11 protein-coding genes are annotated in these 16,070 nt (G+C 43.7%); 4 read left to right on the top strand and 7 right to left on the bottom strand.

All coding sequences use genetic code 11. From position 1 onward, the window contains the following. Positions 1-5 precede the first annotated feature (5 nt). The 6 genes from AB4484_RS12610 to AB4484_RS12585 form a co-directional block, all read right to left on the bottom strand. Positions 6-224: a DUF2835 domain-containing protein gene (locus AB4484_RS12610; protein WP_004733645.1), complete on the bottom strand. Its 219-nt coding sequence runs from the start codon at positions 222-224 to the stop codon at positions 6-8. A gap of 190 nt (positions 225-414) precedes the next feature. Continuing rightward, positions 415-3,021, bottom strand: a complete 2,607-nt coding sequence (gene pepN / locus AB4484_RS12605) for an aminopeptidase N (protein ID WP_372078486.1) — start codon at positions 3,019-3,021, stop codon at positions 415-417. A 217-nt stretch (positions 3,022-3,238) separates the two neighbouring features. Beyond that, positions 3,239-3,922, bottom strand: a complete 684-nt coding sequence (locus AB4484_RS12600) for a hypothetical protein (protein ID WP_019823244.1) — start codon at positions 3,920-3,922, stop codon at positions 3,239-3,241. 274 nt (positions 3,923-4,196) lie between these two features. Further along, a complete protein-coding gene (gene prc, locus AB4484_RS12595; RefSeq protein ID WP_372078484.1) occupies positions 4,197-6,191 on the bottom strand; it encodes a carboxy terminal-processing peptidase in 1,995 nt (664 codons plus the stop codon). A gap of 17 nt (positions 6,192-6,208) precedes the next feature. Further along, positions 6,209-6,832 carry an RNA chaperone ProQ gene (gene proQ / locus AB4484_RS12590; RefSeq protein WP_017057223.1) on the bottom strand — a complete coding sequence of 208 codons (624 nt, stop codon included), beginning with the start codon at positions 6,830-6,832 and terminating at the stop codon, positions 6,209-6,211. 97 nt (positions 6,833-6,929) lie between these two features. Beyond that, positions 6,930-7,421: a GAF domain-containing protein gene (locus tag AB4484_RS12585; protein ID WP_372078482.1), complete on the bottom strand. Its 492-nt coding sequence runs from the start codon at positions 7,419-7,421 to the stop codon at positions 6,930-6,932. A gap of 89 nt (positions 7,422-7,510) precedes the next feature. Between AB4484_RS12585 and AB4484_RS12580 the strand changes: the two genes are divergently transcribed. From AB4484_RS12580 to rsmF, 4 genes are all read left to right on the top strand, one after another. After that, positions 7,511-9,307, top strand: coding sequence for an ABC transporter ATP-binding protein (locus AB4484_RS12580; RefSeq protein ID WP_372078480.1), 1,797 nt, complete (start codon positions 7,511-7,513; stop codon positions 9,305-9,307). A gap of 54 nt (positions 9,308-9,361) precedes the next feature. Next, positions 9,362-10,645, top strand: a complete 1,284-nt coding sequence (locus AB4484_RS12575) for a PqiA/YebS family transporter subunit (protein WP_372078478.1) — start codon at positions 9,362-9,364, stop codon at positions 10,643-10,645. After that, positions 10,632-13,289, top strand: a complete 2,658-nt coding sequence (locus AB4484_RS12570) for an MlaD family protein (RefSeq protein ID WP_372078476.1) — start codon at positions 10,632-10,634, stop codon at positions 13,287-13,289. The genes AB4484_RS12575 and AB4484_RS12570 overlap by 14 nt, the downstream gene beginning before the upstream one ends. A gap of 149 nt (positions 13,290-13,438) precedes the next feature. Next, the gene (gene rsmF / locus AB4484_RS12565; protein ID WP_372078474.1) at positions 13,439-14,860 is read left to right on the top strand and encodes a 16S rRNA (cytosine(1407)-C(5))-methyltransferase RsmF; all 1,422 of its coding nucleotides are present in this window, start codon (positions 13,439-13,441) and stop codon (positions 14,858-14,860) included. Positions 14,861-15,159: 299 nt separating this feature from the next. On the opposite strand, the gene AB4484_RS12560 is transcribed toward rsmF, so the two are convergent. Continuing rightward, on the bottom strand, positions 15,160-16,068 hold the full coding sequence (locus tag AB4484_RS12560; protein WP_179947250.1) for a S1 RNA-binding domain-containing protein: 909 nt from the start codon (positions 16,066-16,068) through the stop codon (positions 15,160-15,162). Between the last annotated feature and the right edge of the window lie 2 nt (positions 16,069-16,070).

Genomic DNA, 16,070 nt, shown 5'->3' with positions numbered 1-16,070 from the left:
AAGGTTTACAGAGCTTCTAACTTAATAAACTTATTTTTTTGGTCAGTTGTCAGCCTAAACTGCCCTCTAACCCCTATTTGTGTAAGAAATGGTCTGAACCGAGTTGCAGGTAACTGTAAGCGTAAACCTGTTGTTGTTATCACTTGAACTTTACTTGCCGCACCAGAATAGCTGGCCAAAAACTGCTGATATGAGATGTTAAGTTGGAAAATATAGCGATTCATACGATACCTGTATAAATATACAGTGCCGGTGTTTTTTGGCACTTTACGATGTCTGACGGTGAAACTGAGCTTGAAAACGTCTCTAGCTTATCGAAAATTCGATGAACCAGAAACAAAAAATCAGTGGCAGATATTCTCTACCACTGATGAATTTTCGTTATAGCAAACAGTTAGCTGAATGAGCGCGAACTTAAGCCTCTAGTGCTTTCGTCACTTTCTCAAACAAGTCTTTTGCTAGGTTGTCCATGTTCTTCAATGTCTCAAGTTCCTGTTTGATAAGAGCTTGGCGAGCATCGTCGTACTTACGGAATTTAAGTAGTGGATCAATCAGACGTGAAGCCACTTGCGGGTTGCTGCTGTTCAGTTCACGTAAGATCTCGCCAGCAAATGCATAGCCTTGACCAGACTTGTCGTGGAATTGAACCGGGTTCATGTTTAAGAATGAACCGACCAAGTTACGTGTACGGTTCGGGTTCTTCAAACTGAACGCTTGGTGCGACATCGACGCTTTGATCACTTCAAGGGCGTTTGAACTTGGGTTTGTACCTTGCAATGCAAACCACTTATCCATAACAAGACCATCGTGTTTCCACTTGTCACTGTAATCCGCCATCAAGGTTTCACGACATGCGAGTTGCGCACTGTTTGCCGCGCCCATTGCTGCCATGGTATCTGTCATGTTGTTTGCTTGCTGGTACATTGCAACAACCAAGTCATTACCCTGCTCAGTATGAGCTAAGTAACTTAGGCAAACTTTACGTAGAGTACGCTTACCAATCGAATCGTGATCGATCGTGTATTCCGCTAGCGCGTGGCTGTGATAAACCGCCGCTAACTCGTCTTCAAGTTCCGCAGCTAGTGTTACTTTCATTGAGTTAAGAACCGATGCGACCGCATCAATATCAACACGCTCATACCAACCTGATACTTCATTGTGGCTTGGTAGAGAGAGCATTTCTGCAATAAACGCTGGCTCTAGTGAATCACTCAGCAGTACGCCACGGAATGCATCAACAACAGAACCAGAAAGCTCAAACGCTTGACCCTGTTGAACCTTCTCCACGTTACTGCGGATGTACTTTGCCAATAGCATTTGACCCGCATCCCAACGAGAGAATTCATTGCGGGCATTTACCATCAAGAAGATCAGTTCTTCATCTGAATAGTCGTATTCCAATTTCACTGGCGCAGAAAATTCACGAAGTAATGAAGGGATCGGTTGCTCAGAAACGTTTTCAAACACGAACGTTTGCTCTGCTTCTTTCACATTTAATACGTTATGAACTTGCTGCCCATTACACTGTAACTCAACCACATCACCCGCAGCCGTGTATAACTCGATATCAAGAGGAATATGCAGAGCCTGCTTTTCCGTTTGCTCATGAGTTGGAGCCGTTACTTGGCGAGTTGTTAACGTGTACTGCTTCTTCTCTGCGTCGTACTTACTTTCAACAGACAGCGTCGGCGTACCAGACTGGCTGTACCATAAGCGGAACTGAGACAGATCAACGCCCGACGCATCTTCCATTGCCGCGACGAAGTCTTCACATGTTGCAGCCGTGCCATCATGACGTTCAAAGTAAAGCTTCATGCCTTTTTGGAAACCGTCTTCGCCCAACAATGTGTGGATCATTCGGATCACTTCACTGCCCTTTTCGTACACAGTCAATGTGTAGAAGTTATTCATTTCTATCACTTTTTCTGGACGAATTGGGTGAGACATCGGACTTGCGTCTTCAGCGAATTGCGGCCCGCGAATAATACGAACATTGTTGATGCGGTTTACTGCGCGAGAGCCAAGATCAGATGAGAACTCTTGGTCGCGGAATACAGTTAAGCCTTCTTTCAAGCTAAGCTGGAACCAATCACGACAAGTCACTCGGTTACCGGTCCAGTTATGGAAATATTCGTGACCGATTACCGCTTCGATACCTAGGTAATCTGTATCCGTAGCTGTTTGGTCGTTCGCGAGAACAAACTTAGAGTTGAATACGTTCAGGCCTTTGTTTTCCATCGCACCCATGTTAAAAAAATCAACGGCTACGATCATGTAGATGTCTAAGTCGTACTCTAAATTGAAACGCTCTTCATCCCACTTCATTGAGTTAATCAAAGAAACCATCGCGTGGTTAGCTCTGTCTAGGTTACCTTTGTCGACAAAGATTTCTAGGTCAACTTTGCGACCCGATTGCGTGGTGTAAGCATCACGAAGTACGTCAAAGTCACCCGCAACCAAAGCAAATAGGTATGCTGGTTTTGGATGTGGGTCTTGCCACTTCACCCAGTGACGACCATTTTCAGCTTCACCTTCATCAACACGGTTACCATTACTTAATAAGAATGGATTTTCTGCTTTGTCCGCGATAACCGTTGTGGTGAATTTTGCCAAGACGTCTGGGCGATCCATGTAGTAAGTGATACGACGGAAACCTTCCGCTTCACATTGCGTACAGAAAGCACCACCTGATTTGTACAGGCCTTCAAGTGCACTGTTCCCTTCAGGATCAACTTCAGTTACGATCGTTAATGTGAATTCTTGTGGTAAATCATTCAGTGTCAGTTGAGTTTCAGACTGTTCATATTGAGTCCACTCTTTACCTTCTACCAAAACAGAAACCAGCTTCAAGCCTTCACCATCAAGTACTAAGGTCGAGCTATCTTTCTCTTGCTTAACACTAGACACCGCCGTAATGATGGATGTTGAATCGTACAAATCGAAGGTAAGATCGATTTCAGAAATAGTGTGAGATGGTGATTGATAATCTTTACGATACTTGGCTTGAGGTGTATGTGCCATGACGGGTTCCTTTTGATCGTTATACGTAATTATTTGTTAACTGTATATATCTAAAGGTTGAGCGCCAAGAACACAAGGGGAATATTAAAAAAAGGAGGCATTGTAGGAAAATGCCTCCATGTTTTGCTATTTTATCAATCAAATCAGAAAGGAACGGCTAAGAAATGAACTGTGTGCCATATTTTCAACGAACCGATTTTATGGCTAAATCTCGTACTTATCGTATTCGATTAAGCACCGCGAACATGTCTCCCTCTTCACCTTGAAGCGTCAAAACATCACTGTTCAATGTGTAACGAGTACCGTGTTCGCCGTTCTCATAAAGTAGTACTAATTGGTCGCCCTCGGTGTAATACACACCACGACGAATGACTTCCCCCCCTTCTTCATCGGACACTCGGAACATGAAGATAAAATCAGGTTGAAGCACCAAATCCATTTTTTGAATGTTACTCGCACGCAAATCGCTTCCAGACAATTCAGCGCTTGACCAAATTCCAGCTAGGGCGTTTGGCAAGGCTTTGGTGAACATAACACCGTTAAGATTCAGCATATTATGGTTACTGCTGTACGCGTAAACCTGAGGCTCAGAAGTATTCAAACCTAAAATAATGGTGTCTTCATTGGCGTTATACAAACCTTCCCAATGATCCACACTGTAGTCTTTCTTTTGGATATCGATAGTGAATGAGTAATTTGAATCGAGAGTAAGCTTGATTGCTCTAAAGTTTTCAGTACCTTGCTCAGGATCTGGATTCATCAAATACCAATCGCCAAGCAACAGAGGAAGGTCAAAATGAGATAGATTACTATCACTTTTTGATTGTTGGCTGCTCGAAGCGACCTCGCTCCCAAAAGCAACAAAACTTAAACAAGATAAAATTAGTAGAATCCATTTCATACGCGCCCCCTCATTTTCTTTAAGCTTAGGCACGTAATGATTAGAAAGCGAAAAAATATGATCCAAGTCACTAAATTTTAAGTGCGAAGTAACTTAAGTGTCATTATCCAACGCAAAATGGAGCTAAATCACCCTGAATATTGAGTGTTCTTTGCGACAACCTCAACGGTTACAATCAGATATTCCTGTCAAATCATAGACACAAAAAAAGCGAGCCTAGGCTCGCTTTTGAATTGTGTATCTTTAAACAATCACCTTTTAACAGGCGTTTGCTCTATTTCTTGATCATATCCAGCATGATAGCAACAGACTCATCAAGATAAGCATCCGGGGCTTCATAGTCTTTAGGAATATCATCCAACGTCTTAAATGCCTCTAACTTAGCGGCTTTTTGACGTTGATTGATACGATCTAGACGAAGCGCATCCGCATCATCGCTCTCTTGCTGACGTACCTTTTCATTCAAAGAAAGGTCGTTATCGTCTTTATCTGCCTTATATTTTTCAATATCTTGCGCGATAAAGCCAAATTCCATATCTGTCGCAATACGAGCTTGGTGTTGAGCTGTTAAAGCAGCAATTTGCTCATCGTTACGCTGTAACACTGAGTAATTTGCTTTATCAATGCTGTCCCAAGGTAGAGCATTGTCTTCAACACTTTCACCAGTATCTGCTGGGTCAATTGGCGTTGGGTAAGCAATATCAGGCACTACACCTTTGTTTTGCGTACTGCCACCATTGATTCGGTAGAATTTCTGGATTGTGTATTGAACGTAGCCCAACTCTTTGTCGAACAAATCATAAATATGATTCAAAGAACGATGTTGTTGTACCGTACCTTTACCGAAAGAGTTTTCACCTAGGATGATTGCACGACCATAATCCTGCATCGCTGCTGCAAAGATCTCAGATGCCGAAGCACTGTAGCGATTCACCAATACCGTTAACGGACCTTGGTAACTGATTTCACCATCAGTATCACTGTTCACTTTGACACGACCGTAACTATCACGAACCTGAACAACAGGCCCCTCTTTGATAAACAAACCTGAGAGTTCGGTTGCTTCCGTTAGTGCACCACCACCGTTGTTTCGCAAATCAACAATAATACCTTCAACACCTTTCTCTTTAAGCTCGGTGATCAGTTTATCGGTATCTTTAGAAAGACCAACATAGAAACTAGGTACTTCTAGTACGCCAATCTTCTTGCCACCTTTCTCGATAACTTCTGATTTAACAGCACGGTCTTCTAGACGAATCTTGTCGCGGACAATTGTGACAACGTGACTTTTTGCATCTTTACCATCTGGCAAGATCTGTAGCTTAACTTTAGTCCCTTTCGGTCCTTTAATTAATTGCACTACATCGTCTAAACGCCAGCCGATAACATCAACAATCTCTTCGCCATCTTGACCAACGCCAACAATACGGTCGCCATCGCTCAATTGTTTGCTATTTGACGCAGGGCCACCAGCAACTAAAGATCGAATAACGGTGTAGTCGTCTGTCATCTGAAGTACAGCACCAATGCCTTCTAGAGATAGATTCATCTCAGATTGGAATTGCTCTGCATTTCTTGGAGAAAGGTAACTGGTGTGCGGATCAACTTCACGCGCGAATGCGTTCATGTAGATTTGGAAAGCATCTTCGTTGTGCGATTGCGTAATACGCTTCATCGCATTGTTGTAACGCTTTTCCAAAATTTCTTGAATCTCTGGCCACTCTTTGCCAGTAAGTTTTAGATTCAACGCATCGTATTTAACGCGTTTTCTCCAAAGCTCATTCACTTCAGCGATATCTTTTGGCCATTCAGCTTCACTACGATTGAGCTCAATACTTTCATCAGTATCAAACTTAATCTCTGTATCTAGCAAAGACAATGCATATTGAAAACGTTCAAAACGCTTCTGCATAGACAAATTATAAACATCGAATGCAATCTGGTTATTGCCTGATTTCAGTTGATCATCAATTTGTGTAGATGACGCAGCGAAAGAGTCAATATCAGCTTGAGTGAAGATATTACGATTATAATCCAGCATCTCTAAGTAACGATTAAAGATAGCTTGAGAGAAATCATCGTTGAGATTGAAGTGTTTATAGTGAGAACGAGTAAATCGAGAAGTAACACGTTTACTAGCAGTTTCGTGTTGGACCTCAGGAGCGAGTAGAGGTAAATCGTCCTGATCTAATTTGGCTTCAAGAGCCTGAGCTGAAGCTGCTAGCCAAAAGCTAGCAGCAATCAGTGTCAATTTTGAACGGCATTTCATGCGTAGGAGTATCTCCTTTAAGCGCGCAAGTGCTCCGCTTTAACAACCATTTGTAGGCCGTTTGCTAACTGAACACGCACATCTTCCTTATTGATTTCAACAATGGTCGCAGCCATGTTTCCTTTACCCATGTTCACATTTACTTCTTTGCCAGCGATGAATTCGTCAGCGTTCAAAGCGCGTGTTTCTACAGGCTTTTCTACTTTTGGTGCTTTAGGCGCTTGACGACGAGGCTGTTGAGCTTTCTTCGCCTTAGGTTTCGCTTTGCCTTCTTCACGAGCTTTTTGTGCTTGTTCTTTACGACGAGCCTGAACTTTCGCTTTGCTTTCTGCAAGTGTAGCTTTAGCGTGCTCAACGTGCTCTTCTTCTAGTGTGCCACACGCGTTGCCGTCTAGGTCAACACGTTCTGCGCCAGCTTTTACGCCGTGCAGGTAACGCCATGATGATGTGTACTGTCTTAACGCTGCACGAAGCTGAGTCTTACTTACTTTTTCGTCTTCATTTAGACGTTCAGCAAGATCTTGAAAAATACCAATTTTAAGTGGCTTCGCTTCACCTTCTAGAGTAAAGCATTTAGGGAAACATTCAGCAATATATGCGATAACTTCTTTGCTGTTTTTTAACTTTTCAGTGTTTTCCATGTGGGTTCCTGGTTTTTGCGGTTTTCCGCGAGCATTAAGAAAATATTTTTACGTATTATAGAGAGATGCTTGGGAAAAACCACAGTAAGAGAATAATTTATGCCTTGTTCGCGTGCGAATTAAGCAGCTTTTCCACTTCTGCCATGAAAAATGTTAATCCGTCCTCGTCAATTTGAGAAAAACGGCCAACATTTGGGCTATCGATATCAAGAACGCCCGCTATTTTTTCGCCAATCGAGAACGGAATAACGATTTCTGAGTTACTTGCAGCGTCACAAGCGATGTGACCTTCGAACTCATGAACATCATGAATGCGCTGAACTGTATTCGTCGCAACCGCAGTTCCACACACACCACGCCCTACTGGAATTCGCACACAAGCAGGTTGACCTTGGAAAGGACCCAGTACAAGTTCGTCTTTTTCCTTAGCTTGGTCCTGCTTCATTAAATAGAAACCCGCCCAATTCAAGTCATCCAATTCCATGAATAATAATGAACTGATATTAGCAAGATTAGCAGTTAGATCGGTTTCTGATTCAATTAATGCAACGGCTTGTTTGGTTAAGCGTTGGTAATGTTCTATTTTCATATTAACTTCCAATTAAATTGAGACTTCCATTATCAAGAGAACGCAGTAGAATGCGGCCATCAAACTAAATAGGACTTATTCTCATTACAATGAACAATTCAGAAGACACTATTAGCCGTTCTTGGTTAATAACTCAAGTAAAAAAACACAAGTCCAAATTACTGTTTGCTAACATTATTGCCATATTTGCAACTCTCATTAGTGTCCCTATCCCGTTGCTCATGCCATTAATGGTTGATGAAGTATTACTTGATAAGCCCGCTTCAGGCTTAGAGATGATGAACCACCTACTTCCATCTTCACTACAAACACCGACTGGCTATATAGCACTAACTTTGTTGTTAGTGATTATCATGCGCTCCGTTAGCCAAGCGCTGAACATTCTGCAAGGGCGTCAGTTTACGCTTGTGTCCAAAACAATTACCTATCAAATGCGCAGCAAGATGATAGATAAGCTTGGCCGCATCAGTATTCGACAATACGAAACCAAAGGCAGTGGCGGTATTAACGCCCACCTAATAACAGACATAGAGACAATAGATAAGTTCATTGGCTCGACTCTTTCTAAATTTATCATCAGCTTCCTGACCGTGTTCGGGACAGCGATCGTGCTGTTGTGGTTAGAGTGGCGTTTAGGATTGTTCATTTTACTGGTCAATCCTGTTGTAATTTATTTCTCCCGTAAACTAGGCAGCAGGGTCAAACACCTTAAGAAGTACGAAAACCAATCTTTCGAGCGCTTTCAAAACCGTTTGGTGGAAACCTTAGACGGCATTTACCAACTGCGCGCGGCGAATAAAGAACGTATCTTTCTCGATGAGCTTAAGGTTCAAGCAAACCAAGTAAGAATCGATGCAGACAAATACGCTTGGCAATCTGAAGCTGCTGGCCGTGTTTCGTTTCTACTCTTCTTATTGGGTTTCGAGCTTTTCCGTGCCGTCGCTATGCTAATGGTGTTATTCAGTGACTTAACCATTGGTCAGATTTTCGCTGTATTCGGCTACTTGTGGTTCATGTTAGGCCCAGTTCAAGAGCTACTAGGGATTCAATTCTCTTGGTATAGCGCGAAAGCGGCACTGCAACGCATCAACGATCTTCTTCAGTTAGAAGAAGAGAAGCGCCCTATTAGTAAAGTGAACCCATTTACTGAAGATCAAGAAGTGACAGTCGACATCGAAGACGTTACATTCTCTTACACATTGGAAAACACTGTTTTAAATAGGCTATCGCTGCACATCCCTGCAGGTAAGAAAGTCGCTTTGGTCGGTGCGAGTGGCGGGGGTAAATCTACGTTAATCCAGTTGCTGATTGGGGTTTACCAAGCAGACTCGGGGGGTATTCGCTATAACGGTGAAACAACCGATGACATCAGCTTTGATATAATACGCAATCAAATTGCCGTTGTTTTACAACAACCTATACTCTTTAACGATACATTAAGGCATAATCTGACCCTTGGTGCTGAATACGATGAAATGTCGTTGTGGCGTGCGCTTGAAGTCGCTCAAATGCAAGATGTCATCAAGCAACTGAGTAATGGCTTAGATACACAAATTGGTAGGAACGGCGTTCGACTGTCTGGTGGTCAACGACAACGCTTAGCAATCGCTCGTATGGTGCTGAGCAATCCTAAGTTTGTTATTCTTGATGAAGCGACATCTGCACTCGATACAGCAACAGAGTCAGCGCTGCATAAAGCGTTGAGCGAGTTTTTGAAAGATCGCACAACTTTGATAGTGGCTCATCGATTATCAGCGGTGAAACAAGCCGATCTAATCTATGTTTTAGAAGATGGACAAGTCACACAGACGGGAACACATGGTGAATTGGTTGAACAACAAGGACTCTATCAAACACTCTATGGCAGTGTGCAATCGCACGCCTGATGTTTGTGGTTCTGAGTCTTTAAGTCAGGCATCGAGCCTAACTAACGTTTCAACTTGGGAGGTCGCGTGACCTCCCCATCCGTTACCAACCCTTTATCAACTAAGCATCAATGCGATAGTAGCTCAGTGCGCCTTTGTCAGGGCTGCGAACTCCCCGTAGATAAAATGGACATCCCTTTAGGGAAGTCCGCTTATTGCCCAAGATGTGGCACTCAGCTTTATAGAGGCGGCACCCCTAGCCTGTCTGGAAACCTAGCAATAGCTGTCACTTGTTTGTTGCTATTTATCCCATCGCACTTTTTCGAATTCATCAGTATTCGCTTGATTGGTGTCATGATACCCGCAACGCTTCCATCGGGTGTTTTCACCTTGATGGGTGAAGGCTTTCCTCTACTTGGTTTGCTGATCCTGTTCTGCAGTTCGATCGCTCCGTTGCTCGTGTGCACGTCGGTACTCATCACTCATGCATCACTGCGTTTTAAGATCTTCACCCCCTTTCGTTATTCATTAGCCATTATTCAGACTCTCAAACATTGGATGATGTTGGATGTGTTTCTGGTAAGTTTGGCGGTCTCATGTTTCAAACTGCAAGATTACTCGGATATTTTTGTTGGTCCTGGTTTGATTGGCCTGATTCTTCTTCAGCTTTTCAGCGTATTACTGGTAAGCCGCATCAGTGTGCGTCGCTACTGGGAAGCTTGGGCAAAAGAATCTGAATACTCTTTTGCTGAAACTAAGAACGTACACTGTCACAACTGTCACCTATCTCAGCCTGACGGTCATACTTGTGTGCGTTGTCACCATGACTTATATCACCGTAAGCCCTACTCTATTCAGAAGACTTGGGCTCTGCTGTTTGCCGCATCTGTGGCCATTGTTCCCGCTAACGTTATTCCTATTTCTATCCTTATTACCAACGGTCAAAGGCTGGAAGACACCATCATTTCCGGTGTCGCTTCGCTAATTAATAGCGATATGTATGGCATCGCTGCGATCATTTTCATTGCCAGTATCGTCGTGCCCGTCGCGAAAATACTGGGCCTCGCGTACATCTTAATCTGTATCAAGATGAAGCGCGCCGTTTACCACAGGCAACGTATGACCATCTATTTCATCGTGAAATGGGTGGGAAAATGGTCGGTAATGGATCTGTTCGTTATTTCGATCATGATGACCTTGGTCGACCGCGGACAAATTTTAAACTTTACACCAGGTTATGGTGCAGTCGCTTTTGGCGTCGTAGTTGTTCTCACGATGCTAGCAGCGGAAAGCTTAGATCCTAGGCTAATTTGGGATAACTACACCTCTAAAGATGAGTCAGTGAATGAACAACGATAACCAATCACAAACGTCATATTCACCAGAAGTAAGGAAAAACAAAGGCATCTCACCTTTGTGGATTCTGCCGATATTAACCGTCGCCTTAGCCGGTTGGTTGGTCATGAAATCGATACACGATGCTGGGCAACGTGTGCAAATATACTTCTCAGATGCCGCAGGTTTAGTCGCAGGTCGAACAACGATTCGTTACCAAGGCTTAGAGGTGGGTATGGTGCGCGACATCACTTTATCCAAAGATCTATCGAGTATCTATGTCGATGCTGACATCTATCCAGAAGCGAAGAAGCTACTCTCAAAAGGCACTCGTTTCTGGCTAGTAAAACCAACAGCAAGTTTGTCGGGTATCTCAGGATTAGACGCACTTGTTTCAGGTAACTATATTGCTATCCACCCGAGCGAAGCCAAAGAAGACCCGGAAACTGTTTTCCAAGCGTTAGAATCCTCCCCTTCTGACTTGCTGGCTTCTGAAGGTTTGAATATTTCACTGACGACCAAAGATCTAGGCGGTGTGTCTGTGGGTTCTCAAATCGTTTACCGTAAAATCCCAATTGGTGAGGTTTACAACTATCAGTTAAACGACAACGCGAAATCCGTTACGATTCAAGCGTCAATTAAAGATGAATACAGCCATATCATTACCGACCAAAGCCGTTTTTGGAATGTCAGTGGTTTAGGTGCCAGTATTGGCTTTTCTGGTGTTGATGTTCGACTAGAGAGCCTAAGTGCATTGCTTGGCGGTTCAATTGCGGTCGACTCTCCGGGAGAAGGTCAACCCGTTGAGATGAACACCAAGTTCAAACTCTACCCAGATCTGAAAACAGCGGGTCGAGGTATCTCTATCAAGATTGCCGTACCAGATGACAACAAGATCAGTGCTACGGGTGCTCCGATCATGTATCGCGGCATCGAAATCGGTCAAATCACTGATTTATCGCTAAGTGAAGGGCGTGAAAACGTCGTCGCATCCGCTGCTATTCAACCGGCATTCAGTGACTTTTTAAATAGTGGCAGTAAATTCGTTTTAGAAGAGGCTGAACTGTCTCTTACTGGCATGAAAAACATTGCCAACTTAGTGACAGGTAACTTTTTAACCTTGGTACCGGGCGAAGGTGAAAAAGCACGTCGATTTACTGCGATCCGCAAAAATGAATTCAGTCAGGAACAAGAGAAATCCGTTGCGATTCGCTTAACGTCGAACAATTCGTTCGGGTTAGATGTCGGCACACAACTGCTCTACAAAGGCATTGCCGTTGGCTCTATCATCCATGTGGGATTAGTTGATGGTGTTGGTACGGGCTCTGATAAACACGAAGTCTTCATGGATGCGCTTATCGACAACGAGTATGCGCACCTTATTAAAAGTCACAACCGTTTCTTCGTGACAGGTAGTGCGACTGCAGAGCTAACCGAATCAGGCTTGAGTGTTACGGTCCCACCAGCGAAACAGCTTCTTACTGGCTCGATTAGCTTTGTAAGTGAAGGCAAATCTGAAGCTCGAACGGACTACCAACTTTTCCAAAGTAAGTCGTTAGCAGAAATTGCTAAGTTTAATCAGTCTGGTTCAAAGACACTTTCTTTGTTTGCCAGTGAGTTACCTTCAATCTCTAAAGGCAGCCCACTCCTCTACCGCAACCTACAAGTAGGTAGTATTTCTGATTTTCAGCTTGCCGACGGTGGCGTAAGAATCAAAGTCACAATCGAAAATCGTTACACACACTTACTCAACAAGCAAACTGTTTTCTGGAACCGTTCAGGCGTTGAGGTTGATGCATCACTATCGGGTATCAGCATTAAAGCGGCACCAGTTAAAACCCTTATCCAAGGCGGTATTGCTTTTGACTCTCTGCCGGGAATCGACAACAAACTTGGCGATGTGTGGAAGCTTTACAAAGATTCAAAATCTGCTCGAAAATTTGGCCGCGCGATTACTATCACCTCTTCTGGCGATCAAGAAGTCAGCAAGGGCATGGCGATCAAATATCAAGGTGTCACTGTTGGTGAGGTTACTTTGGTGATTCCGAACTTCAACAAGGGCGGTATTGAAATTACTGCGCGTATTTTACCTGAGTACGTCGATAAGATTGCCGTGGCGAACAGTCACTTCTGGTTGGCAGAGCCTGAGATTGGCCTTAACGGCATCAAAAATGTCTCTGCACTGCTCTCTAAGCACATCAACGTAGATCCGGGCAAAGGTGAAAGAAACACGAAATTTGAGCTTAGCAAGGGACCCGTGCAGCCTGAAGGCAAGATATTCCAGCTACAAAGCGAAACGCGAGGCTCGGTATCTGAAGGCACACCTATCCTATTCCGTGAGCTAGAAATCGGCAGTGTTATTGATGTTCAGCTGGGCGAGTTTGCTGACCGCATCATCTCTACGATTCAAATAGAGCCTGATTACGCTTACCTAATCCGCGCAAACACTGTGTTCTGGAACGTGTCGGGCGTCGATGTCTCTATCGGCCTGTCTGGCGCAAACATCAAAGCCGGAACGGTAGACAGCTTATTAAGAGGTGGGATTACATTCTCAACGCCGCCGACGAATGAACTTCAACCAGTAGCAAGCGAAGATCAGTCTTTCTACCTCTATCGTCAAGCCGAAGATGAGTGGAAATCATGGAGAACCGCAATTCCTCGTCCATAGAGTGAACTCCCTGACGTTTCTGGAAGATTAATTATTCATCAAAATGCAGCCATTCGGCTGCATTTTTGTTGTTTGCTATAAATATGGTTTAGGGCGGCCTCATTTTGCTTTAAACTCCCCGCATTAATGCAATAAATCGAGATACTCTTTTGCACGCTAACGTATATATCCCTGAAGAATTCCTAACGCACATCGAAGCAATCATGCCTAGTCATCTAGATATGGCTTCTTTTGTTGCGTCATGCCAAAAACCACTTCGTAAAAGTATTCGAGTCAACACATTGAAAATCAGTGTTGAAGACTTCCTAGTACGAGCAAAAGAGAAAGGCTGGGAACTGGAACCTGTACCTTGGTGTGAAACGGGCTTTTGGATTACAGCTGATGAAAGTGAAGCCCCACTAGGTAATACGGCAGAACACATGTCTGGTCTTTTCTACATCCAAGAAGCCAGCTCGATGATGCCACCCTCGGCACTTTTCCAAGGTGAAGCTGATTACCAAGCGGTGTTAGACACTGCGGCTGCACCCGGCTCTAAAACAACGCAAATCGCTGCACTAATGAATAACCGCGGTGTATTGGTTGCCAATGAGTACGCTGCAAGCCGTGTGAAAGTCCTACACGCTAACATCGAACGTTGTGGCGTTCGTAATGCCGCTCTAAGTAACTTTGACGGTCGAGTTTTCGGTGGTTGGTTGCCAGAACAGTTTGATGCTGTGTTGCTAGACGCGCCCTGCTCTGGCGAAGGTACCATTCGTAAAGACGCAGATGCGATGAAGAACTGGACGTATCAATCTGTGGTCGATATTGCCGACACGCAAAAAGATCTGATTGAAAGTGCATTCCATGCTCTCAAACCTAATGGTGTTTTAGTTTACTCAACGTGTACGCTTAGCACCGAAGAGAACCAACAAGTGTGTCATCACTTAAAAGAAACCTTTGGTGATGCGGTTGAATTCGAATCTCTGGAATCTCTATTCGACAATGCAAAAGCAACCACGACAGAAGAAGGCTTTCTACACATCTTCCCTCAAGTTTATGACTCAGAAGGTTTCTTTGTTGCGCGTATCCGTAAACTAGCGTCTGTTACTCCACCAGAAGTTAAAAAGCGTATGGGTAAATTCCCATTTGAAAAAGCATCAAAGAAAACTCAGCAAGAAGTCTCTGAACAACTGCTAAATGCTCTCGATATCGAACTACCAAGTGATACTCAAGTTTGGATTCGTGACAAAGACGTTTGGCTATTCCCAGAAGCGCTAGAGCCGATGATCGGTGAGTTCCGTTTTTCTCGCATGGGAATCAAGATCGCCGAAACCCATAAAAAAGGTTACCGCTGGCAGCACCAAGTGGCCACAACACTTGCAACTGGCAATGAAGCTAATGTTGTCGAGCTAAGCATTGAAGATGCTCGTGAATGGTTCATGGGACGCGATGTTCGCCCTGAAGGCCTGTCTGGCAAAGGTGAAGTACTAGTGAAGTACAATGGTGCAATCATCGACCTTGGTAAGTGGGTTGGCAACCGAGTGAAGAACGGCTTACCACGCGAACTCGTGCGCGATAAGAACCTTTTCTAAAAGCTTTCCCCCTGTATACAGCTAGATAAACAAAAAGCCCAAGCAACGTTAATTGTTTGGGCTTTTTCTATTCTATCGGCCATATAAGTCAGTGTGCGAGCGCTTGTAAATCAACAACTAATTATATAAATATCAATTCAAGTCACTATTTCCAAAAAGAAAAATCGCACTTTAGAGAATCTAAACTAGACTTCAATCTAACAGTCAAAAGATTAAAACGATTAGCGTAGGCTCTTCGGAGCCCTTTCCCCTAAGCCCAAACAGGAAGGTTTGGGCTTTTTTTTGACCGAGAGGATCGCTTATTTAACTAAGCTGATACCTTCTTTGTCGATAGTGATCTTGCCAGATTTGTACAAACCACCAATTGTCTTCTTGAACGTACCTTTGCTGGTTCTGAATGCAGAGAAAATAGCATCAGGAGAAGACTTATCATTCAAAGGCAGGTAACCGCCTTTCTTCTCAAGCAGGTCAAGAACCTTAGTGCTTAGGTCATCCATCTTAGCGACACCAATTTTCTGAAGAGACAAATCAATCTTACCGTCTTCTTCACGAACGTTTTTAATGTAGCCTTTTAGTGTTTTACCAATGAACAGCTTACCGATGATGTCAGATGGGAAAATCATACCCCAGTGTTCACCGTTCACAATCGCTTTGTAACCTAATTGGCTGCGCTCAGCGATAATGAGATCGACTTGCTCATTTTGCTTATAAGTCGCAGGCGTGTTGTCTAACCATTTGTTGAACTTCGTTGTACCAACGATACGGCTCGATGCTTTATCGATATATACATATACTAAGATTGACTGGCCTTCGTTTAAACGGCCACGCTGCTCGCTGAAAGGAACAAGAAGGTCTTTACCTTTCACGCCCCAGCTCATGAATGCACCAGTACTGTTAACACCTTCAACTGTCATCAAACCAAACTGGCCTACTTGAGCGATCGGTTTTTCAGTCGTTGCAGCGATCTGGTTGTCAGAATCAATGTATAAGAAAACATCTAGCTTTTGACCAATTTCAACACCTTCAGGAGTAAATCGTTTAGGCAGCAACACGGTTCCATAGTCGCTCGCGTCAAGGAATACACCGAAGTCTGCTTGTTTTACTACTTCTAAGTTGTTTATTTGACCAATATTAATCATCAAGATTGTCTCTACTTTAAATTTGGCGGAGATTATACGTGATCTCTGATATGCTTTCGCTAGTTTCATTC

It is taken from the genome of Vibrio sp. 10N.261.46.A3, from assembly GCF_041472995.1.
GTDB lineage: Bacteria > Pseudomonadota > Gammaproteobacteria > Enterobacterales > Vibrionaceae > Vibrio > Vibrio coralliirubri.
Note: the sequence above shows the minus strand (reverse complement) of the source record. Positions and strands in the feature narration are given on the sequence as shown.

What these genes read in the sequence shown, in the direction of transcription:
- proQ (WP_017057223.1), bottom strand. Translation starts at nt 6,832, where the DNA reads ATGGAAAACACTGAAAAGTTAAAAAACAGCAAAGAAGTTATCGCATAT.
- pepN (WP_372078486.1), bottom strand. Translation starts at nt 3,021, where the DNA reads ATGGCACATACACCTCAAGCCAAGTATCGTAAAGATTATCAATCACCA.
- AB4484_RS12560 (WP_179947250.1), bottom strand. Translation starts at nt 16,068, where the DNA reads ATGAAACTAGCGAAAGCATATCAGAGATCACGTATAATCTCCGCCAAA.
- AB4484_RS12600 (WP_019823244.1), bottom strand. Translation starts at nt 3,922, where the DNA reads ATGAAATGGATTCTACTAATTTTATCTTGTTTAAGTTTTGTTGCTTTT.
- AB4484_RS12580 (WP_372078480.1), top strand. Translation starts at nt 7,511, where the DNA reads ATGAACAATTCAGAAGACACTATTAGCCGTTCTTGGTTAATAACTCAA.
- AB4484_RS12585 (WP_372078482.1), bottom strand. Translation starts at nt 7,421, where the DNA reads ATGAAAATAGAACATTACCAACGCTTAACCAAACAAGCCGTTGCATTA.
- prc (WP_372078484.1), bottom strand. Translation starts at nt 6,191, where the DNA reads ATGAAATGCCGTTCAAAATTGACACTGATTGCTGCTAGCTTTTGGCTA.
- AB4484_RS12570 (WP_372078476.1), top strand. Translation starts at nt 10,632, where the DNA reads ATGAACAACGATAACCAATCACAAACGTCATATTCACCAGAAGTAAGG.
- AB4484_RS12610 (WP_004733645.1), bottom strand. Translation starts at nt 224, where the DNA reads ATGAATCGCTATATTTTCCAACTTAACATCTCATATCAGCAGTTTTTG.